Source organism: Micromonospora sp. CNZ295 (assembly GCF_004217535.1).
This window is the reverse complement of sequence record NZ_SHKZ01000001.1, coordinates 2,959,210-2,983,024: the sequence shown is the minus strand read 5'-3', so window position 1 is coordinate 2,983,024 and position 23,815 is coordinate 2,959,210. Positions and strand designations below refer to the sequence as shown.

Below are 23,815 nucleotides of genomic sequence, written 5' to 3'. Positions count from 1 at the left end.
GGCAACTGAGCACCGCTGCTCGGGAGGTGTCCCGATGACCGAGCGGTACGTGTTGGGTCTGCACGAGATCGACGGGGCGCAGGTCGCGGTCGTCGGCGGCAAGGCCGCGCACCTGGGCGGGCTGTCGCGGATCGATGGCATCCGGGTGCCGCCCGGCTTCTGCGTCACGACGGCCGCCTTCCGCCGGATCATGCTGGCGGCGCCGTCGATCGACGATCGGCTCGATCGGCTGTCGCGCCTGGACCCGGACGACCGGGCGGCGATCCGCACGCTCAGTGCGGAGATCCGCCGGACCATCGAAGGGCTCCCCATCCCGGGCGACCTGGTGGCGGCGGTCACCCGCGCGCTCGCCCGGTACGGCGAGCAGGCCGCCTACGCCGTGCGGTCCAGCGCGACGGCGGAGGACATGCCGACGGCCTCCTTCGCGGGCCAGCAGGACACGTACCTGAACGTCGTGGGGCCGGCGGCGATCCTGCGGCACGTCAGCCGGTGCTGGGCGTCGCTGTTCACCGAGCGGGCCGTGATCTACCGCCTGCGAAACGGCTTCGACCACCGGAAGGTCCAGATGGCCGTGGTCGTGCAGCAGATGGTCTTTCCGGAGGCGGCCGGCATCCTGTTCACCGCCGACCCCGTCACGGGCAACCGGAAGATCGCCACCGTGGACGCCAGCTTCGGCCTCGGCGAGGCCCTGGTCTCCGGCCGGGTGAACCCGGACGTCTTCACGGTGCGCGACGGCGAGGTCATCGCCAAGACGGTCGCCGCCAAGCGGCGTGCCGTTCACGCCCTGCCGGCCGGTGGGACGCGGGAGGTGGCGATCGACCCGCCGCGGCAGGAGCAGCCGGCACTGACGGATGCGCAGGTCGTGCGGCTCGTGCGGCTCGGGCGGCGGATCGAAGCGCAGTTCGGCCGCCCGCAGGACATCGAGTGGTGTCTGGTCGACGACGACTTCCAGATCGTCCAGAGCCGGCCGATCACCACCCTGTTCCCCGTCCCGGCGGCCGACGACCGGGAGAACCACGTCTACCTCTCCGTCGGTCACCAGCAGATGATGACCGACCCCATGAAGCCACTGGGGCTCTCCATGTGGCAGCTGACGGCCATGGCGCCGATGCAGGCGGCCGGCGGGAGGCTGTTCGTCGACGTCACCCGGCACCTGGCCGCGCCCGCGAGCCGCGCCGGCTTCCTGGAGATGGCGGGGAGGTCCGACCCGCTGACCAGGGACGCCCTGGAGACCGTCCTCGACCGCCAGGACTTCGTCCCGACGCTCCCGGACGCCGGTCCCGGCCGGCCGCCGGTCGGCGGTGCGACCGCCCCGATCGAGACCGACCCGGCCATCGTCACCGAGCTGATCGAGCGCAGCCGGGCGTCCATCGCCGCGCTGCGGCGCGACATCCGGACGAAGACCGGGCCGGCGCTGTTCGACTTCCTGCTGGAGGCCATCCAGGAGCACAAGCGGGTCCTCAGTGATCCGGCCAGCATGCAGGCGATCATGGCGGGGATGGAGGCCACCTGGTGGCTCAATGACCGGCTGCGGGATTGGCTGGGCGAGAAGAACGCGGCCGACACCCTCACCCTGTCCGCCCCCGGCAACGTCACGTCGGAGATGGGCCTGGCGCTGCTCGACGTCGCGGACGCGATCCGCCCGCATCCGGAGGTGGTGGCGTTCCTGCGGAGCGTCGAGGACGACGACTTCCTGGACGAACTGCCGAAGATCCCGGGCGGGACCGAAGCGCGCGACGCCATCGAGGCCTACCTCGACCGGTACGGCATGCGCTGCGTCGGCGAGATCGACATCACGAGGCCGCGTTGGCGCGAGCGCCCCGCCACTCTCGTGCCCGTGATCCTCGACAACGTCAGGAACTTCGAGCCGGGCGCCGCGAAGCGGCGCTTCGAGCAGGGGCGGCACGAGGCGCGACAGAAGGCGCAGGAGGTGCTCGAACGCCTGCGGGCGCTACCGGACGGGGAGCGGAAGGCCGACGAGACCGAGCGGATGATCGACCGGGTCCGGACCTTCATCGGCTACCGGGAGTACCCGAAGTACGACATCGTCAGCCGCTACTTCGTCTACAAGCAGGCCCTGCTCGACGAGGCCGGGCGCCTCGTGCAGGCCGGCGTGCTCCCGGTCCGGGAGGACGCCTTCTACCTCACGTTCCAGGAGTTCCGCGACGCGGTGCGCACGAACCAGGTCGACGACGAGCTGATCCGCCGACGCAAGGACGCGTTCCGGTCGTACCACGCGCTCACCCCGCCCCGGGTGCTGACATCGGATGGCGAGGTCATCGTCGGAGCGTACCGACGTGACGACGTGCCGGCCGGGGCCCTGGTCGGCCTGCCGGTGTCCGCCGGGACCGTCGAAGGGCGCGCCCGCGTCATCCTGGACCTGGCCCAGGCTGATCTCGCACCGGGTGACATCCTCGTCACGGCCCACACGGACCCGAGCTGGACGCCCCTCTTCGTCGGCATCGCGGGCCTGGTGACGGAGGTCGGCGGATTGATGACCCACGGCGCGGTGATCGCCCGGGAGTACGGCCTGCCGGCGGTGGTCAGCGTGGTGGATGCCACCCGGCTGATCTCCGATGGGCAGCGGATCCGCGTGCACGGAAGCGACGGGTACGTCGAGATTCTGCCGTGACGGACCACTCGCCGGGAAGGCCCGCCCGCCGTCGGCTGGAACGCCGGCGAGGCGCTCCAGCCGCAGCACGTCGCCGACCCTAGGGCGTCGTCCCGCGGCGCCATGCCTCGGCGAGCAGGGCGTACGTGTAGCCGTCGACCCAGCCCAGCTCGGCGTGCCAGGAGTCGCCGACGCCGTGCTGCTCACGGCGCATGCCGATCTTCTCCAGGAGCCGCACCGAGGCGAGGTTGTCGGCGAAGCAGCCGGCGGTGATCCGTCGGACGCCCAGCCGGTCGAACGCGTGCGCCACCATCGCGGTGACCGCCTCGGTCGCGTAGCCGTTGCCGCCGTACGCCGGGTCGAAGATGTAGCCGAGGTGGGCCTCCGTCCGCCGGGGCATGCCGGGCTGACCCATCCCGTCGACCACCTCCAGCGAGACGGTCCCGATCACGACGCCGTCCAGGAGCACCGCCACGCTGTGGTCGTCGGGGTCCTCCGCCGCGCGCCGCCACGCCGACCGGAAAGACGTCGGGTCGACCTCGGTACGCAGTAGCCAGCGGGTGACCTCCGGCAGGTTGCGGTACTCCAGAATCCGGTCGACGTCCTCCTCCCGCACCGGGCGAAGCTCGAGGCGTTCGGTGCGTCGGTGGGTGCTCTCCATGAGCTGGGACGCTAACCGATGCACCACGGCGACACGTCCGATTATCCGGCCGCCGCCTGGCCGGCACGGCGCGTGCGCTGCGCCGCGGTCCCGCGGCACACCGACAGGCGGTCCGGCGATGCCGCACCACGGCGGGCTCGCAGTCGCCGTGCCGGCCGCGGCGGACACCGGGGCCACGCCGGCAGCCGGGCGGTCAGCCGGCGTAGCGGGGCTCGCCGAGCCGGTGGCGGAACTCGGCGTGCGCGGTCCGCATGACGTCGTTGAGCCGCTCGAGCTCGGACTCGGTCGGTTCTCGCCGCAGCCCGACCTCGATCTTGAAGTCGCCGTCCACGATCGCCACGCGGAGATCGTCGAGCAACTCCGCGGGAAGCCTGGTCATGACGAACTCCCGGAACGCGTCGGCGACCGTGCCCGCCATGTCGCCGCACCCACAGGTGCGGCCCTCCAGGACCGCACCGAGGTGACTGCGGCCCATGATCGCGTCCGGGTGGACGGGATCCAGGACGGCCAGGCCCTCCTCCAGGATCGTGCGGGCCTCCGACAACCGTGCCTCGTGCTGGAGGAACAGACCGAGGGCGACGCAGGCCCGCCCGACCGTCTCCGGGTCGGCGCCGCGGCGCGCCTGGCTCACCGCCTCGGTCAGCCGTTGCTCCGCCAGGCCCACCTGGCCGGCCTCCTTCAGCGCGAGACCCCAGTTGCGCAGCACCTGGCTGCGCAGATCCCGGCGGCCGATACGTTCGGCCCTCGCGTACGCCGACGCGTACGTGCCCAGCGCCGCCTCGGTGTCGCCGGCCTCGTCCTGGGCCATCGCCAGGCCGAGCGCTGCCATCAGCGCCTCCTCCTGCCGGCCCTGCCGGTCGTACGAGGCGAGCACGCGCTCGATCGCATCGACCCGCCCCGCCTGGTCACCGAGATCGCGGCCAAGGTTCGCCAACGCGGACAGGGCGTTGAGCGTCGCCTGGTGGTCGATGCCGAGCCGCTCCTCCAGCGCGACGACCAGGGCGGTGAGCAGGGGCTTGGACGCTGGACCGTCGTGGTCCAGCAGCTGGGTGACGACCTGCCCGACCTGCTCGACGACCTCGTCCGGCAGCTGGTCCAGGCCCACGAAGAGCGGCTCGCCGGTGCCACCGGCGTGCACGATCGCGGCTCGCAGCGCCAACGCGGAGGCCACCCGCTCGTGCCCGTTGCGCCACAGGTTGGCCACCGCTTCCTCGACGACCTGCCGGGCACCCGCCACGTCGCCACGCTGTCGCAGCAGATCCGCCAGCGGTTCGAGGCCGAACGCGTACCCGGCGTGCTCCCGACCGTAGAAGGCGAGCCGCTCCTGGACGCCCTGACGCAACTCGGTCTCGGCCTCGTCGAGTCGTCCGGCCATCCGCAGCGCCAGGCCCAGATTGAGCCGGTAGGTCAACTGGTCCTTGCGGGACTCTTGATCACGGGGCGTGGCGGAGACGGCGCGCCGGTAGCACTCGACCGCCCGGTCGAGTTGATCCGCGTTGAGCAGCACGTTGCCGAGATCGCACTGGGCCGAGGCCCATTCCGGGCTGCCGTGGCCGTGCCGGTCCACGGTGGCCTGCAGCTCGCGGGTCATGAGGTTCTCGGCGTCGCCCATCCGGCCCTCCCGCAACAGCGCGAAGGCCACCTCGACCGGGGTGGGGGGTGTCGTCACGAGCCGCAGTTTAGGGCCTGCCGACCGGTGTTCGCGTACCCGCGGGAACCCTGGCGAGGCTCCGCCTGGCGGGTCCGCGGCCGGTTCGCACCAGGTCAGTCGCCGCTGTACCCCACGAAGTGAATGGTGTGCGGCACGGTGCCGTCATACCCGATCACGTACCGGCCGTACCATCGCTCGAGGCCGGTGAGGGTGCCGTTCTCGATCGCCTCGGCGACCGCGGTGGTGGCCGGTCGGCGGCTGCCGAACAGCTCGTCCAGTTCCTCGGCCGGCACCGGTGCCACCATGTGCGGCGCCGAGGTGGCCGAGACCCCGGTCATGTCGATGATTGAGTGGGTGCCGGAGAACGGCTGCGACTCCAGCAGCGAATCGGGGCCGGTCACCTCGATCTGCGCAGCGTGCCAGGCGTCCCGGGACATGGTGTCGTCGGGTTCCCAGTCGTCGTCGCCGAACACGTCGGCCATGCTCTTCCGGGTCTCGGCGAGGTCCCACGCGACGTAGTCCTCCTCACTCATCGAACGCGCCTGGCTGTCCGGCTCGCTGCGATAGAACGCGCCCCGGGCGTACGCCTCGCGGCGGGCCTGCTGCAACGCGCCATCGAGATCCCGCTGATACGGCACCTGCCAGCTCCACGCCGATGCGCCCACCCTGCCCCCGTCCCCTTGTCACCGGGCCGGAAGCGTACTGCATCCGGCCGATCTGTCCGGCCGCCGACCGGGGGGCACCAGCTGGCAGGAAGGCGTGGGTGAGCAGATCCGGTCGGATCAGGCGCGGTGGTCCAGGTGATCGGCCTCCGCACGGGCCAGTTGCGCGTCGGATCGCAGCCCGACGACGCCGGCGTAGTCCGCGAACCGCCGCAGGTGCAGGATCAGTGCCGGCCGGGCTCCGTCGGGGTCTTCCGCGGCCCACCGGCGGGCCTCCGCCAACGCGGTGCGCTGTGCCCGCAGCGCAGCGCTGCGCTGGCCGCCGGCCTGCCAGCGCGCCTGGGCCAGCGCGCCCCAGGCCTCGGACAACGCACGGGCGTCGCCGGACTCGCGGTACCGCTCGATGTCGGCCTCGGCCCGCTCGGCGCGGGCGAGAGCGGCGGCGCGGTCGGCGCTCGGCGGCGCAGCCGCTCGGGGCTCATCCGGTACCTCGCGCGGGCGTCCGGTCACTACCGCGAGGACCACCGCCAGAAGCCACCGTCGGCGTCGCTGGCGGCGTAGCTTCCGATGCTGGCGCGCGATCGCCGCCGGGAAGGGCGGGAGACGGCGCGAGACGACGTCGTGGCGTTGCAGCAGTTCGAGTAGGTGGATGTATCGCAGGCGACCCGGGACGCTTCCCCAGGCGTTGACGGCGAACAACCACAGGTCGCGATGCGCGTGCTCCTTGAGCTCCTCGTGGCGTCCGCTGGCGGCGAGCGCCTCGAACAGCAGGCCGCTCGCCCGGAGCCGCGGGGTCCCCTCGGCCGCCGCGTACGCCTCGCGTAGCGGAGCGACGGCCTCCTCGGCCCGACCACGCCGCAGCAGAAGCTCGGCGTACACCAGCAGCGGTGCCGCCGGACGCGGCGCCGGCAGTGCCCTGACCTCGGCGACCAGCCGCTCGGCCAGCGCCGATGCCTGGTCGGCGCGGCCGGCCTGATCGAGCAGCGACGCGGTGACCGCGACGTCGGCCATGCCCGCGGCGCCGGAGGCCCGACCGCAGTGGGACAGGCATTCGTCGACATCGCGTGTCGCCTCGGCCGTGCGCCCCCGGACGTGCAGACACACGGCCCGGACGGCGAGGGCCCGGGCCATCGCCGCGGGGTGCCGCTCGGCGTCGGGTCGCCGCACCGCGACCGCCTCGTTGGCCGCATCGATCGCCCACGGGTGCCGGCCGGCTCGGGACCACTGCAGCGCCCACGCTTCGTGGCGCCGTGCCACCCGTTGCCGGCGCGCCTGCCGCATCCGCCCACCCCCGGTCGCAACCGTAGGGTGTCCACGCCAGCCACGTTGGCCCAGCCAGGTCGAAGGTCAAGCATGCGAGACACCGCGGGTGCCGCGACGCGCCGGCTGCGGCGCGACGGGCTGCGAGCGCCGTCAGTGCAGCAGGTACGCGGTCAGCCGGTCGGCGAGCTGCCTCGGCTGGCTGAGCGCCACGGAATGGCCACCGTCGATCTCGTCGGGGGCGACGCCGAGCCGGTCGGCGGCCACCCGACGCTGGAAGTCCGGCAGGAAGAACTGGTCCTCGCGAGCGATGAGCACCTTCGTCGGCACGTCCGGCCAGGCGTCCAGGGGCCACGGCTCGTTCCCCTCGGCGCTGACCTGCTCCCGGCCGTGCGCCGCAGCCTCCGCGACGATCCCGGTCGGCACGCCGTTGTAGAACTGCTGCTCCTCGCTGAGCCCCTCCGCGCCGCGGTAGCCGGTGTTGTCCCACCAGTCCCCCGGCTTCTCCCCCGGCCGCGGGATCATCGGCGTGAGCAGGACGAGCAGCCGCACCGGCAGCTGGTCGGCGATCAGTGGCGCGGTGAACGCGCCGTACGAGTGCCCGACGACCACCAGGTCGCCCCGGTCGCCGATCGCGTCGACGACCGTCTCGCAGAACTCGGCGAACCCCGCCGACCGGTCCTCGATCGGCAGCTCCGGCACCACCACGTCGTGGCCGCGGCCGACCAGCTCGGGGACCAGCGGATGCCAGTCCCAGGCGCTGCCCCCGCCGCCGTGGATCAGAACGAAAGTCGCCATGCCCCGGAGCCTCACACACCGGTACGACAGCCGGCCGCACCGGTGTCGCCGCGGCACCCGCACGGCGGCGCCCGATCGCCCCGGACACGCTGACGCGACATCTGGTGTTGTCACCTCGGCGGGAGCGGCATATATGGTGTCTCACGCAGCTGGTTCGGCCGCTCTGACGGCGGTCGAGGCAAGAGGGAACCCGGTGTGAGTCCGGGACTGCCCCGCAGCGGTGAGTGGGAACGACCGCCGTCATGAAGCACTGGGCCGCACGGCCTGGGAAGCGACGGCCAGTAGGCGACCGGCCTGTCCGGTGCTGCCCGCGAGTCCGAAGACCTGCCAGCGCGCCGCGTACCGACCGGTGCGCGGCGGTCGGCGGCCGCGCGGGACGGCCGACGCCAGAGCCGGACGAGCGGCCAGCCGCCGCACGCCCAGTGGCGTCCACCCGCGCACCGACGACCTTCGTCGAAGGGTACGGAGGAGCCATGACGGTCGTGCGGGAGAGACCCGGGTCCGGGCCGGAGCAGCGCCGGCAGACGATGCGGGTCCGAAAGCGCAGCGGCGAGACCGAGCCGGTGGACGTCAACAAGATCGTCAAGGCGGTGGAGCGCTGGGCCGTCGACCTGGCCGAGGTGGACCCGCTACGGGTCGCCACGAAGACGATCAGCGGCCTGTACGACGGGGCCACCACCGCCGAGCTGGACAGGCTGTCGATCCAGACGGCGGCGGAGCTGATCGGTGCGGAGCCGCAGTATTCGAGGCTGGCGGCACGGTTGTTGGCCGCGTTCGTGGACAAGGAGGTACGCGGCCAGGGCGTGGCGAGCTTCAGCCAGTCCGTCCGGTACGCCCACGGCCTGGGACTGATCGGCGACGACACCGCCGCGTTCGTGGCCCGCAACGCCCGCAAGCTCGACGACGCCGTCGACCCGGCCGGCGATCTCCGGTTCGAGTACTTCGGGCTGCGTACCGTCGCCGACCGGTACCTGCTGCGCCATCCCGAGTCCCGGCTGGTGGTGGAGACACCGCAGTACTGGCTGCTGCGGGTCGCCTGCGGGTTGTCCGAGGCGGCGGTCGAGGCGGTCGAGTTCTACCGCCTGATGTCCTCGCTGGCGTACCTGCCCAGCTCGCCGACGTTGTTCAACTCGGGCACCCGGCACCGGCAGATGTCGTCGTGCTTCCTGGTCGACTCGCCCCGTGACGAGCTGGACTCGATCTACGAGCGGTACCACCAGGTCGCGAAGTTGTCGAAGTTCTCCGGCGGCATCGGCATCGCCTGGTCCCGGGTCCGTGGCCGGGGCGCGCTGATCCGCGGCACGAACGGCCGCTCGAACGGCATCGTGCCGTTCCTGAAGACCCTCGACGCGGGCGTGGCGGCGGTCAACCAGGGCGGCCGGCGCAAGGGGGCGGCGTGTGTCTACCTGGAGCCGTGGCACCCGGACATCGAGGAGTTCCTCGAACTGCGGGACAACACCGGCGAGGAGTCCCGGCGTACGCACAACCTCAACCTGGCCAACTGGATCCCCGACGAGTTCATGCGCCGGGTCGAGGCCGACGGCGACTGGTCGCTGATCGACCCGTCCGACGCGCCACACCTGCCCGACCTCTACGGCGAGGAGTTCGACGCCGCCTACCGCGTCGCGGAGAAGAAGGCGGTGCGGACGGTCCGGGCCCGGGACCTGTACGGGCGGATGATGCGCACCCTGGCGCAGACCGGCAACGGGTGGATGACGTTCAAGGACCGGTCGAACCAGCTGTCCAACCAGACCGCCGCACCGGGCAACACGATCCACCTGTCCAACCTGTGCACCGAGATCCTCGAGGTGAACAGCGACACCGAGACGTCGGTGTGCAACCTCGGCTCGGTCAACCTCGGTGCCCATGTCACTCCGGACGGAGTCGACTGGGCGAAGCTGCGAGCGACCGTACGCACCGCGGTCGTGTTCCTCGACCGGGTGATCGACACCAACTACTACCCGGCGGCGCAGGCCGCGGCGTCGAACCCGCGCTGGCGCCCCGTCGGGCTCGGTCTGATGGGCCTGCAGGACGCGTTCTTCATCCTGCGCCTGCCGTTCGACTCGGCCGAGGCGAGACAGCTCTCCACCCGCGTACAGGAAGAGATCTTCCTGACCGCGCTGGAGACCTCGGCCGGCCTGGCCGAGCGGTTCGGCCCCCATCCGGCGTACGCCGAGACCCGCGCCGCCCGCGGTGAGCTGCACCCCGACCTGTGGGGCGTGGAACCCACCCAGCGCGAGCGGTGGCACGCGCTGCGCGCCGCGATCGCCGCCCACGGCCTACGCAACTCCCTGCTGGTCGCGATCGCCCCGACCGCCACCATCGCCTCGATCGCCGGCTGCTACGAGTGCATCGAGCCGCAGGTCTCCAACCTGTTCAAACGCGAGACCATGTCCGGCGAGTTCCTCCAGGTCAACACCTACCTGGTCGGCGACCTCAAGGCGCGCGGACTGTGGACGCCGCAGATCCGGGACCAGATCAAGCGCGCCGACGGCTCGGTGCAGGGCATCACGGACCTGCCCGCCGACGTACGGGAACTGTTCCGCACCGCCTGGGAACTCCCGCAGCGGGCGCTGATCGACCTCGCCGCCGACCGGGCGCCGTACGTGGACCAGTCGCAGTCACTGAACCTGTTCCTGAGCGCACCCACCATCGGCAAGCTGTCCTCGATGTACCTGTACGCCTGGAAGTCCGGGCTGAAGACCACCTACTACCTGCGCTCGCGCCCCGCGACGCGCATCCAGCAGGCCACCGTCGCCGGCACCCCGGTCGCCGCCGTCCCCGGCGACGAGGCACCGGCCTGCTCCCTGGAGAACCCCGAGAGCTGCGAGGCCTGCCAGTGACCACCGTTCCCGAGCCCCGTACCAGCGCCAGCACCGGCGAGCGGCGCATGCTGCTCGACCCCGGCCTGGACCTCACCCTGCGACCGATGCGGTATCCGCGGTTCTTCGACCGGTTCAAGGACGCGATCCGGAACACCTGGACGGTGGAGGAGGTCGACCTGCACTCCGACCTCGCCGACCTGGCCAAGCTCTCACCCGCCGAGCGACACCTGGTGTCCCGGCTCGTGGCGTTCTTCGCCACCGGCGACACCATCGTCGCCAACAACCTCGTGCTCAACCTCTATCAGCACGTCAACTCGCCCGAGGGCCGGCTCTACCTGTCCCGGCAGCTGTTCGAGGAAGCCGTGCACGTCCAGTTCTACCTGAACCTGCTCGACACGTACGTCCCCGACGATCGGGAACGGTCCGCGGCGTTCGCGGCCGTGGAGAACATCCCCTCGATCGCCCGCAAGGCCGAGTTCTGCTTCAAGTGGATCGACTCCATCTTCGCGCTGCGCGAGCTGACGACCCGCGCGGACCGCCGAGCGTTCCTGCTCAACCTGATCTGCTTCGCCGCCTGCATCGAGGGCCTGTTCTTCTACGGCGCCTTCGCCTACGTCTACTTCCTGCGCTCCCGGGGCCTGCTCAACGGGCTCGCCTCCGGCACGAACTGGGTGTTCCGCGACGAATCGATGCACATGGCGTTCGCCTTCGACGTGGTGGCCACCGTACGCGACGAGGAGCCGGAGCTGTTCGACGCCGGCATGGAACAGCAGGTCAGGGACATGCTGGCCGAGGCGGTCGAGTGCGAGGTCCAGTTCGCCGAAGACCTCCTCGAGCAGGGTGTCTCCGGGATGTCGCTGTCCGACATGCGCGAATACCTCCAGCACGTGGCCGACCGGCGGCTGGCGACACTCGGCATCGAGCCGATGTACGGCAGCCGCAACCCGTTCGCGTTCATGGAGCTGCAGGACGTGCAGGAGCTGTCGAACTTCTTCGAACGACGGGTGTCCGCGTACCAGGTCGGCGTCACCGGAAGCGTCACCTTCGACGACGACTTCTGACCCCGGGTCCGGGCCCGTCCCGGGGTGGATCGCCGCGATCCACGTCGGGCGGGCCCGCTCCGCCGACCGACTCGCGCTCCCGGCCCGCCGCGGCTCGGCGGGGGCCGTTCAGCCCTCGATCGGCGGGCGGTCCCGGTTGAGGTGGAACGCGCGCTCCTCAGCCTCCTGTCGGGCCGCGAGGAAGTCGCGCTGCCAGTCCTGGGCGTCGTCCGGGATGCGCGCGACCACATGCTCACCGTGCATCCGGCCGTCCGCGTCGATCAGGGTGACCCCGACGACCGTGTGCCCCCGCCCCGGTATGGCGTAGTGGCGCACCGTCCAACGGGCGGACATCTGCGAAGCGAGGCTTCGGCGTCGGGCGCCGGCCGTCACGGCCGCGGAAACCAGCAGGACGACGGCCAGCACGACGATGGCGACGGCCAGGAACGCGATGAACCGCACCCGTCCGAGGCTACCGTGCTTCCCGCCGGTGCCGCGCGTTCCGGTCCGTCTGGTCCCGCCCCGCTCCAGCACCGAGGGTTGCGGTGGCGGGCGCGCAACAGGCCGTACGCTCCGAGCGCGTGCACGCCCCGGCTATGGTTGTGGCGTGATCGGGATCGGCCTGCTCTGGCACCTCGTCGGTGTGCTGACCGACGTGGGCCCGGCAGGTCTGCTCGCCGGCACGGCTGCCGCGACCGGGGTGCTGCTGGCCCTGATGCTCGCCGCGTCGATCCTGCGCCGGCCGGTGGTAGCCGATCCCGGGGTACGGGTCACTCGCCGGGTTCTGCGGGAGCGGGCCGGCCGGACGGGCGTACCCCGCCATCGCGACCCTGATGCCGCCGGCCGATCGCGCCCCAGAGCCCCCGCGACCGCGCTCGCGGTCGCCTGAGCGCTCACCCTCTCTCCGCTCGTCTCCACCGCTCGTCGGCGACCGCTCATGACTGCTTTCTGTCCTCGTCAGTCACAGGTCGTCCTCCGAGGGGTGTTCCATGTCCATTTCGTCGATCGACGGGGTTTCCGTCGTCGTGTCTCCACTCATCACCAGGGCCGTGTCGTGAGCGCACTCGTCGACACGCTGATGGGAGCGATCTACGCGGCCAGCTCCGGAATCCTGCTGTTCTGGCATGCCGCCTGGCACCGGCTGTTCGGTGACGCGCCTGTGCTGGGAACCAACTGGTCGTGGGTGCTTGGCATCGTCTTCCTGGTGCTGACCGTCCGGGCCATGCTGTTCCCGCTCTTCGTCAAACAGATCAGGTCCCAGCGGGCGATGCAGGAGTTGCAGCCGAGAGTCAAGGCGCTCCAGGAAAAGCACAAGGACGACCGGGAGAGCCTGCAGAAGGAGCTCCTGGAGCTGTACCGGTCGGAGAAGGCCAACCCGCTGATGGGCTGCCTGCCGATGGTGGTGCAGATCCCGGTGTTCCTGGGCCTGTTCCACGTGCTGCGGCACCTGAAGCCGACGATGCCCGAACACCTGAAGACGCTGTACGGCTGGACGGTCGCCCAGTTCGACAGCGCCTCGTCGGCGAAGCTGTTCGGCGCCCCCATCGCGGCCAGCTTCGGTAGGTCCACGCCGCAGGAGCTGTCCCTGCTCAACGCCGACGGCACCACGGTCCAGGTCGTTGCCGCGATCCTGATCGTCGCGATGATCGGCACGACGTTTCTGACCAGCCGCCAGATGATCCTGAAGGCGGGGTGGGCCGATAACCCGCAGCAGAAGCTGGTCCAGCGGCTGATGCTCTACGGCGTCCCGTTCTCGCTGCTCATCTCGGGCCTGATCTTCCCGATCGGCGTGATCATCTACTGGGTGACCACGAACCTCTTCTCGCTCGGTCAGCAAACGTGGGTGCTGCGCAGATACCCGCCGACCGGAAGCCGGCGGGCCGGTGCGGACGAGCAGAGGGGCGAACCGGAAGCCACGGCCGAAGCCGGCGACGGGAGAGACTCGCCGGTCAAGCCTCCGGGGCCGAAGGTCGGCGCGAAGCCGGTCAACCCGAAGAAGGGCGGTGCGGCCAAGCGCTAGCAGCTAGCTGCCTCGCCACTGCCCGTCGGCCGTCGGGCCGGCGCCGGGCGCACTGTGGTGCAGGTCATCTCAAGTCCGGCGCGGCGGAATGTCGACCTGCGGCGGTGCCGAATCGACCCGTAGGTGAAAGCGCGCTGCATGAGCGAGGAGGCCCGAAATGAGCAAGGTCATCGTGGACATCAGCATGTCTCTGGATGGGTTCGTCAACACGGCGAACGTCTCCGCGGAAGAGCCCATGGGCGAGGGCGGTCTGGTGCTGCACGAGTGGGCGTTCGATGGCGACGACCGCGACCGGGAGGTTCTCGGTGGGGGCGGCGCCGGGGTGGGAGCGATCATCACCGGCCGGCGCACGTACGACATGTCGCTGCCGTGGTGGGGTGCGGACGGCCCGTCCGGTCCCGCGCGGGTCCCGGTGTTCGTGGTGACCCACTCGGCACCCGGTTTTTCGAGCACATCGGTGGCGGCCGGCTCCGGCTCGTTCCCGCCGAACCGGTCGGCACCGGCAAGGCGGTCCACCTGCGCTTCCGCGTCCTCAACCGGTGAGCCGGCGCGACCGCGCGATCGGTCGGGGACAGTCGTTATGACCTACAGGAGGTCAGCTCTTGGATACCAGGATCCCGAACGTCCGACTGGACGCCACGGCAAACGAGCACCTGATGGCTCTGGCAACTGCCGGGGCCGCAGCCTTCGGCCATACCGCCACCCTCCAGGTGGACCCGGCCCTGGCCCAGCTTCTGCGGTTACGCGTCGCGCAGATCAACAATTGCAGCTACTGCCTTCTGGTGCACCACGCCGCTGCCCGGACCGCCGACATCCCGCCGTCCAAGGTCGAGACCCTCACCGCGTGGTGGGAGACGCACCTGTTCACCGAGGGGGAGCGAGCCGCGCTGGCCTATGCCGAGACCTTGACCCGAGCCGCCGACGCCACCGTCAACAACCGGTTCCAGGAGGCACACGACAGGCTGGCGACGCACTTCACGGAGGACGAGATCCTGGAGATCGTGGGCGTTGTGATCAACATGAACATCTGGACGCGACTCAAGCTCGCCGAGGGTGCCATGCCCACGACGGCGCCTCCCGGGTGAGCCAGCGCAACGTTCCGCTCGCTGGCTACCGCTGCGCGGTTGGAAACCCTGAACCGCGCGGGCCCACCGCTAACCCACGAGGCTCTTGGTCATGACATGTTCGCGGCGCACGCCGTCGGGCATGAGGTCGCCGGGTTCGCCCGTGTCACGGAAGCCGTTCCGCCGGTAGAGGGCCCAGGCGTCCGTGTTGCCCTCCGCGACGGCCAGCCGCAGCGTCCGCGCGCCCGCCAGCCGGGCCCACTGCTCGACCGCCCGCACGAGGTGGTCGCCCACGCCTCGGCCACGTCCCAAAGGTGCCACGTACATCGAGATCAGCTCGACGACCCCGTCGTGGTCGGTGGGCACGCCGCTGGCCATCCCGACGGCCTGACCGTCGAGCAGGGCCAGGATGTTGTACGAGCCGGGGATGGCCAGTCGCCCGCGCCAGCGTTCCTCGCGGTCGCCGTCGCCCTGCCAGTCCGCCAGCTGGGCGCCGAAGGCGTACCCGGCCTCCGCCAGCGCGGCGAGCCGCAGCTCCCGCCACATCTTCCAGTCGCCCTCGCCGAGCACACGGGTATTGATCACGCGGTGAGGGTTCCGCAGGCGCGGCGAGCAGGCAATCCGGTATCCGCTGCCACGGTGTACCGACCAGGCCCGGTCGGACGGCGAAGCATCCGTCTCGACGCTTGCCGGTCTCCGCCGTCCAGCGCGGTTGCTGTCGGGTAGCAGTGCCGCCGCAATAGATTGTAGATCATGCATGGCTTCACCGACGTCGACCGCCAGTCAGACCCAGACTCGTGGGTCGGCGTACTCGACCGTCTCAGCAAGGAGCCCTTCTACCAGGCATACCGGCAGCGGCTCCGCGAGTTACTCCGTCCCGCGCCCGGCCGTCGCTACGTCGAGGTTGGCGCCGGAACAGGGGCAAGCGCAGCCCACCTGAGAGATGAACACGAAGTCAAGGTGGCGACCGTTGATCGCTCGCTGACCATGGCTGCTGCCATGCGAGCCCGCAGCCTGACCCAATGCGCCGTCGCCGACGCCCATCACCTGCCGTTTCTCAGCAACTCCTTCGATGGCGCATCGGCCGATCGCACCTTGCAACATCTCGCCGATCCCCACGCCGCGATCAAGGAACTCATCAGGGTCGTGCGGCCGGGCGGTCGCGTCGTCCTCGCGGACCCCGACTACGACACTCAGGTGCTCGACATCGCCGATCAAAGTTTGGCCCGGCGCGTGCTGAGGTTCCGGGCTGATGTCCTCCTCCGCAACGGCAACCTGGCACATCAACACGCTGGCCTTCTCGCCGCACACGGCCTGGTCGACGTCACCGTCGAGCCCCGAACGCTGCTGGTCCGGAACCCGGCGGCCGTCGACAACGTTCTCGGCCTCCGCAGTTGGGCTGCCACAGCCGCGCAACGCGGCGCACTCGACCCCGCCGAAGCTCGTGCGTTCGAAGAGCAGTTCGATGAGGCCGTCGAAGCACACCGGTTCACCTACGCAGTCACGTTCTTCCTCACCGCCGCCACCGTCAGCTAGGCCCTGACTTGGGCCACGTTCTGGCCGTCAGCGAGTTGATGGGGCGCTGACTTGCGGGTTTGGTCCTTGTCTTGGCGGAATCTGCGCACTAATCCGGGCCGTAGGGTGGACTGGTGTCCCCGTACGTGCGCACGGTGAAGACTGCCTCGGGTGCGAGGGCGGTGCAGATCGTGTACTCCTCGCGGCGCGGGGCGCGGGATATCGAGCACATCGGGTCGGCGCACGACGATGCCGAGCTGGAGGTACTGAAGGCGGCCGCCCGGCAGCGGATGGTCGCTGGCCAGGGCGAACTCGACCTCGGCTTGACTGCGGCGGGAGGATCGGCATCGGCGGGTGGGCCGTTGCCGATCACGGCGTCGCGGATGGGGCACCTGTGGGATGCCCTGTCGCATGCCTACGACACGCTCGGGTTCGCTCAGGCCGCCGGCGGGGATGAGGTGTTCCGGCAGTTGGTGCTGGCGCGGATCATCGAGCCGACCAGCAAGCTCGATTCCTTGCGGGTCCTCGATGAGGTCGGGGTGTCACCGCCGTCCTATCGCACTGTCACACGACGCCTGCCGGTGTTCGCGCAGGAGTCGTGGCGACAGCGGTTGGCTGCGGCGTGCGCCGCTCATGCGGGGTTGGGTCCGGCCAGTCTGGTGCTCTACGACGTGTCGACGCTGTACTTCGAGACCGACGCTGGCGACGGGTTCCGCGAACCTGGGTTCTCCAAGGAACGTCGCCTGGATCCGCAGATCACGATTGGTCTGCTGACCGATGCGACTGGATTCCCGTTGATGGTCAACGCGTTCGAGGGCAACAAGGCCGAGACGACCACGATGCTGCCGACGATCCGCGCGTTCATGGCCGCCCACCGGCTGCCCGACGTGACGATCGTGGCCGACGCGGGCATGGTGTCAGCGGCGAACCAGAAGGCGATCGAGGAAGCCGGGTTGTCGTTCATCCTCGGCGCCCGGATCCCCGAGGTCCCTTACGTCGTCGCCACCTGGCGCGAGGCCCACCCCGACCAGGACATCGACGACGGGCAGATCTTCACCCAACCCTGGCCCGCCGGGCCGGCTGACCGGCGGCGGGACCACGTCATCTACTACCAGTACCGGGCTGACCGTGCCCGGCGGACCCTGCGCGGCATCGACGAGCAGGTCGCCAAGGCCGAGAAAGCCGTCGCCGGGAAGACGACGGTCAAGCGCAACCGGTTCGTCCAGCTCTCCGGCGGCACCCGCACGGTCAACCGGGCTCTGGAGGCCAAGGCCCGGGCCGTGGCTGGTCTGAAGGGCTACGTCACCAACCTCGCCGCCTGCCCCGACGGCACCCCCGTGACGGCCGAGTTCGTGATCGACGCCTACCACCGGCTGTTCCAGATCGAAAAGTCGTTCCGCATGTCCAAACACGACCTGCAAGCCCGACCGATCTACCACCACCAGCGCGAATCAATCGAAGCTCACCTCACGATCGTGTTCGCCGCCCTCGCGGTCAGCCGCTGGATCGAAGACCGGACCGGCTGGTCGATCAAGAAGTTCGTCCGCACCACCCGCCGCTACCGCACCATCGAGATCCAGGCCGGCGCCCACATCTTCACCGCCGCGGACCCCCTATCCGACGAACTGCATAGCGTCCTCGACCGCGTCCACAGCCGCCCCGGTGCGCACTAATCTGACCCAACTCAGGTTCGAAGAGCAGTTCGATGAGGCCGTCGAAGCACACCGGTTCACCTACGCAGTCACGTTCTTCCTCACCGCCGCCACCGTCAGCTAGGCGGCAAGGGCAGCAAAAAGGGACAGGGACCGGATCTCCGCGCAGTCGCGGCAGGAACTAACCTCAATCGTCTGGTCCAGAGACCGAACGCAATGGATGAACCGGCCGCTCGATCTCATGCGCCGCTCAACGGCGGATGGCACCAGATTTCTTGCAGAATTCTTGCTGATCTGCTGGCACTGCACGTCTTACCTGGACAGCACACCTAGCCGGTGGTGGCGCGGGCGGCGGTGTCGATGAAGTCTGCGACCGGGCCGGGTTGCGAGACCGCCACGGCGTGAGACGCGTCGATCTCGACCGTGGTGGACCCAGCCCTCTGGGCCATGAAGCGTTGCAGGTCCGGCGGAATGCCCAGGTCCTGCGTACTGACCAGAGTCCACGACGGGATCGTCTTCCAGGCGACCTTGGTCACGGACCCGGTCTGGGCACTCTCTGCAGCCGGCCGCTGCGTCACCGCCATCAACTCGGCGACTTCGGGGGCGACGTCGGCAGCGAACACCGCTGGGTACTTGTCCTGCTCGATGTACTGCTCCATGGACGTGCCCCCATCGGGGAGACGAAAGGGAACCATCTTGATGGAAGTGCCGAGTTGACTCCCGGGATACTTCATGACCAGGTCGATCACACTTTCGCCGACGTCCGGGCTGATGCTGGCGATGTACACCAAAGCCTTCACGTTGGCGGCGCCATCGGCGGCCTCGGTCATCACCAACCCCCCGTACGAATGAGCGGCCATCACGACCGGACCGTCCACGTTGTCCAGAATCGAGCGAATGTAAGCGGCGTCCTCTTGCACGCCGCGCAGCGGGTTGGCGACGGCCATGACCGGGTAGCCTCGACGCTTGAGGTGAGCGATCACCCCATTCCAGCTGGACGAGTCGGCGAACGCCCCATGCACGAGCACAACAGTCGGCAGCCCTGGCTTCTGGCCCGACGTATCAGGAGTCGTATTCATTCAACATCACCTTCCGGCAGCCCACTCGCTCGCATGAGTGGAGGTCCCTTCGACGCACCGTGGGGTTGCTTATCCGTTTCCGGTCCAAAGTAAAGCTACCGCGGATCTTGCCTGCTGGGCGCGGTCATCGTCGGCGAAGTCACCGGCCGTGCGGCCGGATGTCCACGAGTGCGAAAGCACATGACCCCATTGGCGGAGTGTGGCACCACCACGGCTCCGCCCTCCGGCGTCAGCCGCCCTCCCGGCGAGCCGTCACTCGCCTCCGCCCCCGCCGCCGCCGCTCCCGTCGGCACTGTCATCGTCACTCCTGTGGCCGTGCCCAGCGACCCACCATCCGTCGGCGTAGGGGCTGACCCCCGGCCCCTTCAATCGCTTGACCCGCGTTCTGCGCACCGCCACTATTCCGAGCACGGTAGCGACCACAGCGGCCAACACGAACAGGACCTCGAACATATGGTCAGGGTACGGGCCGACCACGCCTTGTCACTTGGGCAGACGTCGTCATCAGTGGTCGTCGTTGGTCGCTCGCGATCGGCCTCCGACGCCCATCTGGACGCCCAGGTCGAGGCGTTCCGCAACCGGCCCCTCGACAGCGAGCACTACACGTTCGTGTGGACCGACGCGCTGACGATGAGGGTCCGCGAAGCGGGCCGCACCGTCAACGTCCACGCGCTGATCGCGGTCGGGGTCAACGCCGACGACGGGCGCGAAGTATTGGGTCTGGACGTCGCCTCCGACGAGGACGGCGCCGGCTGGCTGGCGTTCCTACGGCCGCTGACCGCCTGCGGCAATCCGGAGAAGGCGCCCGCGCTACAGCTGATCGAGCAGCGACGCGCGTTCCGCTGCCTGCACATGTCCTATCTTGCGCTGGTAGGCCACGGCCGAGCGCAGCAGTGAAAGGGCACGGTCACGGTCGTGGCGGATCAGCAGGAGGCCCATGTCCCAGCCGGTTTCAGCTTCGCCACACCGGTCGCCGACGGCGCGCAGCACGCACAGCGCCTCCTCGAAGGCTGCCCGCGCCCGCGGTATGTCGCCGAGCGTCCGGTAGCCAAGTCCCAGTCCGCGCAGGGCCTTGGCTTCGCCTTGGCGGGCACCGATCTCCCACGCGATGGCCAGGGCACGCAGACCGTGCTCGATGCCCTGTTCGGGTTTGCCCAGCGCGGCCGACACCGGCGGCAGGTCGCCCATGACCTGCAATTCGAGGTGGCGATCGCCGATGCCGCGGGCGATGGTGCAGGCGGCGTTGAGGTGCGCCATCGCCGTATCGGCGTCGCCCATGGCGTGGTAGGCGCAGCCGATGTTGGACTGCACGACGCTCTCCCCATACAGGTCGCCGCGGTCCTGCATGATCGCCAGAGCGGGCTCCAAATAGGAGAGAGCCTGCTCGGTCTGGCCCAGGCTGTGCCGGCAACGGCCGAGGTTGCACAGTGCCTTGGATTCTCCGGATCGGTCCCCGAGCCGCCGGCACAGGGCCAGCTGTTCCCGGTTGAGCTGGATCGCTCGGCGGAAGTCGCCGGACTGGGTGTAGGCGATCGCCAGGCCGTTGAGCGCCCGCACCTCACCGGCGTGGTCGTTGTCGCGCCGGACGATGTCGAGTTCCGCGCGGAGGCAGGTGATCGCCTGCTTGACCTCGCCCAGGTCGACGTGCAGGCGACCGAGGCGGTTGAGCGCGATCGCCTGGGCTCGCCGGTCCCGCAGCCGCCGCGCGGCGGCCAGGGCCCGGTGCACCTGCGGCGTGATCTCGCCACGATGGTCGTAGCGCAGGAAACCGATGCTGTTCGACGCCTCGGCCTCCGCCACGAGCAGCCGGTCGGCGCGCTGCTCACCCGCGCGCGCCGCCGCCCAGCCGCGCGCCGCGTCAAGGTGTGGGCGGTCGGCGTCGAAGCGGGCAAGTGCCAGCCCGGTCTGCGGCCCGCCGGAGTGGAACTGCCGCTGGGTCGCGGCGGCTGAACGCACCGCGGCTTCGGCGTATCGCCACATGACCGCCGTTGCTTCGCCGGCCTCGGTCAGGTACCGGTGGGCAAGGTCCTGGATCAGGTCGTGCAGCCGCCACCGTCGGCGGGCCGGGTCGTAGCCGACAAGGTTGCGGCGTAGCAGCAGGTGCAGCGCGGCGACGACGTCGGCGCCTTCCTCCTGGACCACGGCCTCGGCCAGCTCGGCGTCGAAGTCCGTCGTGAACACGCCGAGCTGACGCAGCACCGACCGGGTCGGCGGATCGAGCCCGGCATAACTGAGCGACAGCGATGCGGCCACGTCGAGCTGGACGTCGTCCGGGTCGCGCAGCCGCGCCAGGCGCTGCCGTCGGTCCGCCAGCGCGGCCAGGTAGTCGGAGACGGCCAGAGCCGGATCGTTGTGCAGTGCGCTGGCGCTGATCCTCAGCGCCAGCGGGAGGTATCCGCACGCCCGCGCCAGCGTCCGAGCCTGCGCCGGGGCTACCCGGTGGCAGATGCCGCGCAGCAGCTGGACCGCCTCGGCCTCGGTGAGCTGCTCAAGATCGACAGTTGTCATCCCGGGCAGGGAGAACCGTTGCCGGCTGGTGATGAGCAGGGCACACCCGGCTGGCGGCGACAACGGCCGGACCTGGTTCACATCGCTGGCATCGTCGGCCAGGATCAGCACCCGCCGCCCGCTCAGCGTCGCGCAGTACCTTCGCTGCAGCTCGTCGAGGTCGTCGGGAGGCTGAGCGTCCGGGGCGAACGCGCGGATCACCTGCCGGATCGCTTGAGCCGGCGGCATCGGGGACGCACTGGCCCCGTTCATGCCGAGCATGAGCTGGCCGTCGGGGAACTCGTCGCGCAACCGGTTTGCCGCCAGGATGGCCAGCTCCGTCTTGCCGACGCCGCCCATCCCGCGTACCCCGCAAATCGCCGCGGCATCGGCCGGGCGTAACGCGTCGAGCAGGGTGACGAGGGCGTCGGCGCGGCCGACCAGGTCGCCTGCGGGCGCACGGAGCTGGTGGACCGGTTGCACCTCCGGCCGGGGCAGCCACGGGTGCAGATGTTCCCGGTCCGGATCTCCCGGGGCGAGGCTACCGGCGAGTTCCGCCACGTCCGGGTACGCCGCCGCGGCCAGCAAGGCCCCGGTCTGCTCGGTGGACAGGGACAGGACCCGCGCGATGCGCACCAGCGGGCGCCAGTGCCTGGGGCGGCGTACCCTGCCCTCGCGCCAGTTGTCGATCGCCGTCCGCGGGACGCCGGTCAGCTTGCTCAGCGTCTGCGAACCGACCCCGGCCCGCCGCATGGCGCTGTCCAACACGTCGCTGAGCGTTTCCATCGTGCCTCCCTCGCCGACCTCGACCCGATCCGCCCGTCAACTCCGGCGGTGGCGGGCAAGCGCTGTGGCGGTGGCCGTCCGTTGTCGAAGGCGATCGATCTTCTGAGCGATCAGATGCAGATTCTGGGGTTGTTCACCGGGTGGCGCAACTAAACGATGAGTCCAGCGCCTTTTGATCCGCTTAAGACACGGTCGCGATTGGACAAACCCAAGGGCGCATCACCTGTTGATCTCCGCGTGGAACGTGGTGGATCGTAACGGAAGGAGCATCGCCGCATGAGAAAACCTGTTGCCCTGCCGCGCGGCGGCTGGAGGTGGCTGTTGACTGTGGTCACCGGTTCCCTTGTGCTGCTGAGTTTTCAGCCAACAGCAGCCGCCGGGGCCGGGCCGGTCGCCGAGCCCCACCTGGCCTCGGAGGCCGACGCGGACAACGAGCCGCAGGTCAGCGGCACGGTCATCGCCTGGCCAGACACGTCGTTGAACATCCGCAAGGGACCGCACTCGGCTTACTACGCGACCAACGGGAGCATCGCTCGCGGTACCCGGGTGACCGTCACCTGCGTGACCTACGGTGAGACCGTGACCGGCACCAGGGGGACCTCGCGGGTTTGGTACAAGATCGCGAAACGCAAGTACATCAGCCGGGCCTACCTTGAGGTGGTCAGCCAGCCGAGCCTGTGCGATGAGCCGAGGGTCGACGACTACCCGCACCGGGGCCAGTGCCCGGATGTCGGAGGCGGCTCGGGGAGCCGTGACATCTGGGGTTACACCATGGGCCAGTGCACCTCCTTCGTCGCTTTCCGCGCGAATCAGCGGCTTGGCGTCAACCTCAGCGGGCTCGGCAACGCCAACGCATGGGACGACCGGGCCGCCGGCAAGGGGATCGCCAAGGGCTCAATGCCGTTGGTGGGCTCGGTTGCGGTCTCCAACTCCGGTCCTCTCGGCCACGTCGCCTATGTGTCGAGGGTGAACACCGACGGCACATATGTGATCGAGGAGTACAACTGGGCCAGCCGGTGCAAGTACGGGACGCGCACCGTGTCGCCCGGAGCTTTCAGCGTATTCATCTATCCGTAACGGCACCCCGGTGAAGCCCGGTCCCCCGCTTCGCCCAGAACGCGCCTGCCCGTAGTGGAACGGCACGGACCTGGCGACGCGGGGGTACCGGGCCCGCCTTCCGCTTGCCCTAGATCGCCGGATCGCGGCTCGCTCGACCGCATCGAGACTGATGATTCGACGGATTCGCCCAACCGGTAACGCGATTGCTGCTACGTTCACGTTAAGCAGGTCGGTCGCGTTAGCCTCGCTGTTTCGTTAAGCCTTGATCGGGGTCCGGCGGAATCCACTTGTGGGAGCTGTCGCTGTAGTGGAACTTCTCGTCGCCGGGTCGAAGGATGCTCACCGCATCCAGCCGAGGAACCGTCGATGCAGCGTGCCGGCGGGAGCCCACGTCAGGTCGGCGGTGGCGCGAACGAGTTGTGCCCCCATGTAGAGAGACAGGGACACCGGAGCGTCTTCGAACTCCGCGCGCAGCTCGCGGCGACGGGTGGGGCATGGCCACGGCGCGCCACATCCGCCGCAACTCCAGATGGGCAGCACCGGCCCGTGGACGGTCATTCGCCGTGCTCCCCGAGACGCGCCGCCGAGTCAGGGTTGAGCGGCCCACCGTTCGCTGTCGGGTGGTGCTGTCTGCGTCGTGCCTGA

19 protein-coding genes, 1 pseudogene and 1 riboswitch are annotated in these 23,815 nt (G+C 70.0%); of the genes and pseudogenes, 10 read left to right on the top strand and 10 right to left on the bottom strand.

What is annotated here, in order from left to right; all coding sequences use genetic code 11:
• Positions 1-34 precede the first annotated feature (34 nt).
• Positions 35-2,632: a rifamycin-inactivating phosphotransferase gene (gene rph / locus EV376_RS14155; protein ID WP_130323445.1), complete on the top strand. Its 2,598-nt coding sequence runs from the start codon at positions 35-37 to the stop codon at positions 2,630-2,632.
• Between the two features lie 79 nt (positions 2,633-2,711).
• On the opposite strand, the gene EV376_RS14150 is transcribed toward rph, so the two are convergent.
• The 5 genes from EV376_RS14150 to EV376_RS14130 form a co-directional block, all read right to left on the bottom strand.
• Entirely contained in the window at positions 2,712-3,272 is a 561-nt protein-coding gene (locus EV376_RS14150; protein WP_130323443.1) for a GNAT family N-acetyltransferase, read from the bottom strand.
• Between the two features lie 193 nt (positions 3,273-3,465).
• Positions 3,466-4,941, bottom strand: coding sequence for a tetratricopeptide repeat protein (locus EV376_RS14145; protein WP_130323441.1), 1,476 nt, complete (start codon positions 4,939-4,941; stop codon positions 3,466-3,468).
• A gap of 95 nt (positions 4,942-5,036) precedes the next feature.
• Positions 5,037-5,561, bottom strand: a complete 525-nt coding sequence (locus EV376_RS14140; RefSeq protein ID WP_165438003.1) for a hypothetical protein — start codon at positions 5,559-5,561, stop codon at positions 5,037-5,039.
• A 144-nt stretch (positions 5,562-5,705) separates the two neighbouring features.
• Positions 5,706-6,866, bottom strand: a complete 1,161-nt coding sequence (locus EV376_RS14135; protein ID WP_130323437.1) for a hypothetical protein — start codon at positions 6,864-6,866, stop codon at positions 5,706-5,708.
• A 132-nt stretch (positions 6,867-6,998) separates the two neighbouring features.
• Positions 6,999-7,643, bottom strand: a complete 645-nt coding sequence (locus EV376_RS14130; RefSeq protein ID WP_130323435.1) for an alpha/beta hydrolase — start codon at positions 7,641-7,643, stop codon at positions 6,999-7,001.
• A 133-nt stretch (positions 7,644-7,776) separates the two neighbouring features.
• A riboswitch (cobalamin riboswitch) is annotated at positions 7,777-7,989 on the top strand.
• 127 nt (positions 7,990-8,116) lie between these two features.
• Here EV376_RS14130 and EV376_RS14125 point away from each other — a divergent pair.
• Positions 8,117-10,486, top strand: coding sequence for a ribonucleoside-diphosphate reductase subunit alpha (locus EV376_RS14125; RefSeq protein ID WP_130323433.1), 2,370 nt, complete (start codon positions 8,117-8,119; stop codon positions 10,484-10,486).
• A 47-nt stretch (positions 10,487-10,533) separates the two neighbouring features.
• Positions 10,534-11,529, top strand: coding sequence for a ribonucleotide-diphosphate reductase subunit beta (locus EV376_RS14120; protein WP_130328652.1), 996 nt, complete (start codon positions 10,534-10,536; stop codon positions 11,527-11,529).
• A gap of 108 nt (positions 11,530-11,637) precedes the next feature.
• Here EV376_RS14120 and EV376_RS14115 read toward each other — a convergent pair whose 3' ends face one another.
• Positions 11,638-11,970 (bottom strand): hypothetical protein, encoded by a 333-nt coding sequence (locus EV376_RS14115; protein ID WP_130323432.1) that lies wholly within the window; start codon positions 11,968-11,970, stop codon positions 11,638-11,640.
• A 145-nt stretch (positions 11,971-12,115) separates the two neighbouring features.
• Here EV376_RS14115 and EV376_RS14110 point away from each other — a divergent pair, with 145 nt between their 5' ends.
• The 3 genes from EV376_RS14110 (at position 12,116) to EV376_RS14095 (ending at position 14,613) form a co-directional block, all read left to right on the top strand.
• Complete coding sequence (locus tag EV376_RS14110) at positions 12,116-12,397, top strand: DUF6412 domain-containing protein (protein ID WP_130323431.1); 282 nt, start codon at positions 12,116-12,118, stop codon at positions 12,395-12,397.
• 189 nt (positions 12,398-12,586) lie between these two features.
• Positions 12,587-13,528: a membrane protein insertase YidC gene (gene yidC, locus EV376_RS14105; RefSeq protein ID WP_130328651.1), complete on the top strand. Its 942-nt coding sequence runs from the start codon at positions 12,587-12,589 to the stop codon at positions 13,526-13,528.
• Between the two features lie 656 nt (positions 13,529-14,184).
• Positions 14,185-14,613 carry a carboxymuconolactone decarboxylase family protein gene (locus EV376_RS14095; RefSeq protein WP_130323430.1) on the top strand — a complete coding sequence of 143 codons (429 nt, stop codon included), beginning with the start codon at positions 14,185-14,187 and terminating at the stop codon, positions 14,611-14,613.
• Between the two features lie 69 nt (positions 14,614-14,682).
• On the opposite strand, the gene EV376_RS14090 is transcribed toward EV376_RS14095, so the two are convergent.
• Entirely contained in the window at positions 14,683-15,177 is a 495-nt protein-coding gene (locus EV376_RS14090) for a GNAT family N-acetyltransferase (protein WP_130323429.1), read from the bottom strand.
• Between the two features lie 168 nt (positions 15,178-15,345).
• Here EV376_RS14090 and EV376_RS14085 point away from each other — a divergent pair, with 168 nt between their 5' ends.
• Positions 15,346-16,128, top strand: coding sequence for a methyltransferase domain-containing protein (locus EV376_RS14085; RefSeq protein WP_130323428.1), 783 nt, complete (start codon positions 15,346-15,348; stop codon positions 16,126-16,128).
• A gap of 110 nt (positions 16,129-16,238) precedes the next feature.
• Positions 16,239-17,780 carry an IS1634 family transposase gene (locus tag EV376_RS14080; protein WP_486482899.1) on the top strand — a complete coding sequence of 514 codons (1,542 nt, stop codon included), beginning with the start codon at positions 16,239-16,241 and terminating at the stop codon, positions 17,778-17,780.
• A 308-nt stretch (positions 17,781-18,088) separates the two neighbouring features.
• Here EV376_RS14080 and EV376_RS14075 read toward each other — a convergent pair whose 3' ends face one another.
• Complete coding sequence (locus EV376_RS14075) at positions 18,089-18,838, bottom strand: alpha/beta hydrolase (protein WP_130323426.1); 750 nt, start codon at positions 18,836-18,838, stop codon at positions 18,089-18,091.
• A 543-nt stretch (positions 18,839-19,381) separates the two neighbouring features.
• On the opposite strand from EV376_RS14075, the pseudogene EV376_RS14070 reads away from it, so the two are divergent.
• Positions 19,382-19,627: pseudogene (locus EV376_RS14070) on the top strand (transposase); the annotation flags it as partial.
• Between the two features lie 21 nt (positions 19,628-19,648).
• Here the strand turns inward: EV376_RS14070 and EV376_RS14065 are convergent.
• Positions 19,649-21,913 (bottom strand): tetratricopeptide repeat protein, encoded by a 2,265-nt coding sequence (locus EV376_RS14065; RefSeq protein WP_165438002.1) that lies wholly within the window; start codon positions 21,911-21,913, stop codon positions 19,649-19,651.
• A gap of 474 nt (positions 21,914-22,387) precedes the next feature.
• Between EV376_RS14065 and EV376_RS14060 the strand changes: the two genes are divergently transcribed.
• On the top strand, positions 22,388-23,188 hold the full coding sequence (locus EV376_RS14060) for a CHAP domain-containing protein (RefSeq protein WP_130323422.1): 801 nt from the start codon (positions 22,388-22,390) through the stop codon (positions 23,186-23,188).
• A gap of 321 nt (positions 23,189-23,509) precedes the next feature.
• Here EV376_RS14060 and EV376_RS30875 read toward each other — a convergent pair whose 3' ends face one another.
• The gene (locus EV376_RS30875; RefSeq protein ID WP_130323420.1) at positions 23,510-23,728 is read right to left on the bottom strand and encodes a hypothetical protein; all 219 of its coding nucleotides are present in this window, start codon (positions 23,726-23,728) and stop codon (positions 23,510-23,512) included.
• Between the last annotated feature and the right edge of the window lie 87 nt (positions 23,729-23,815).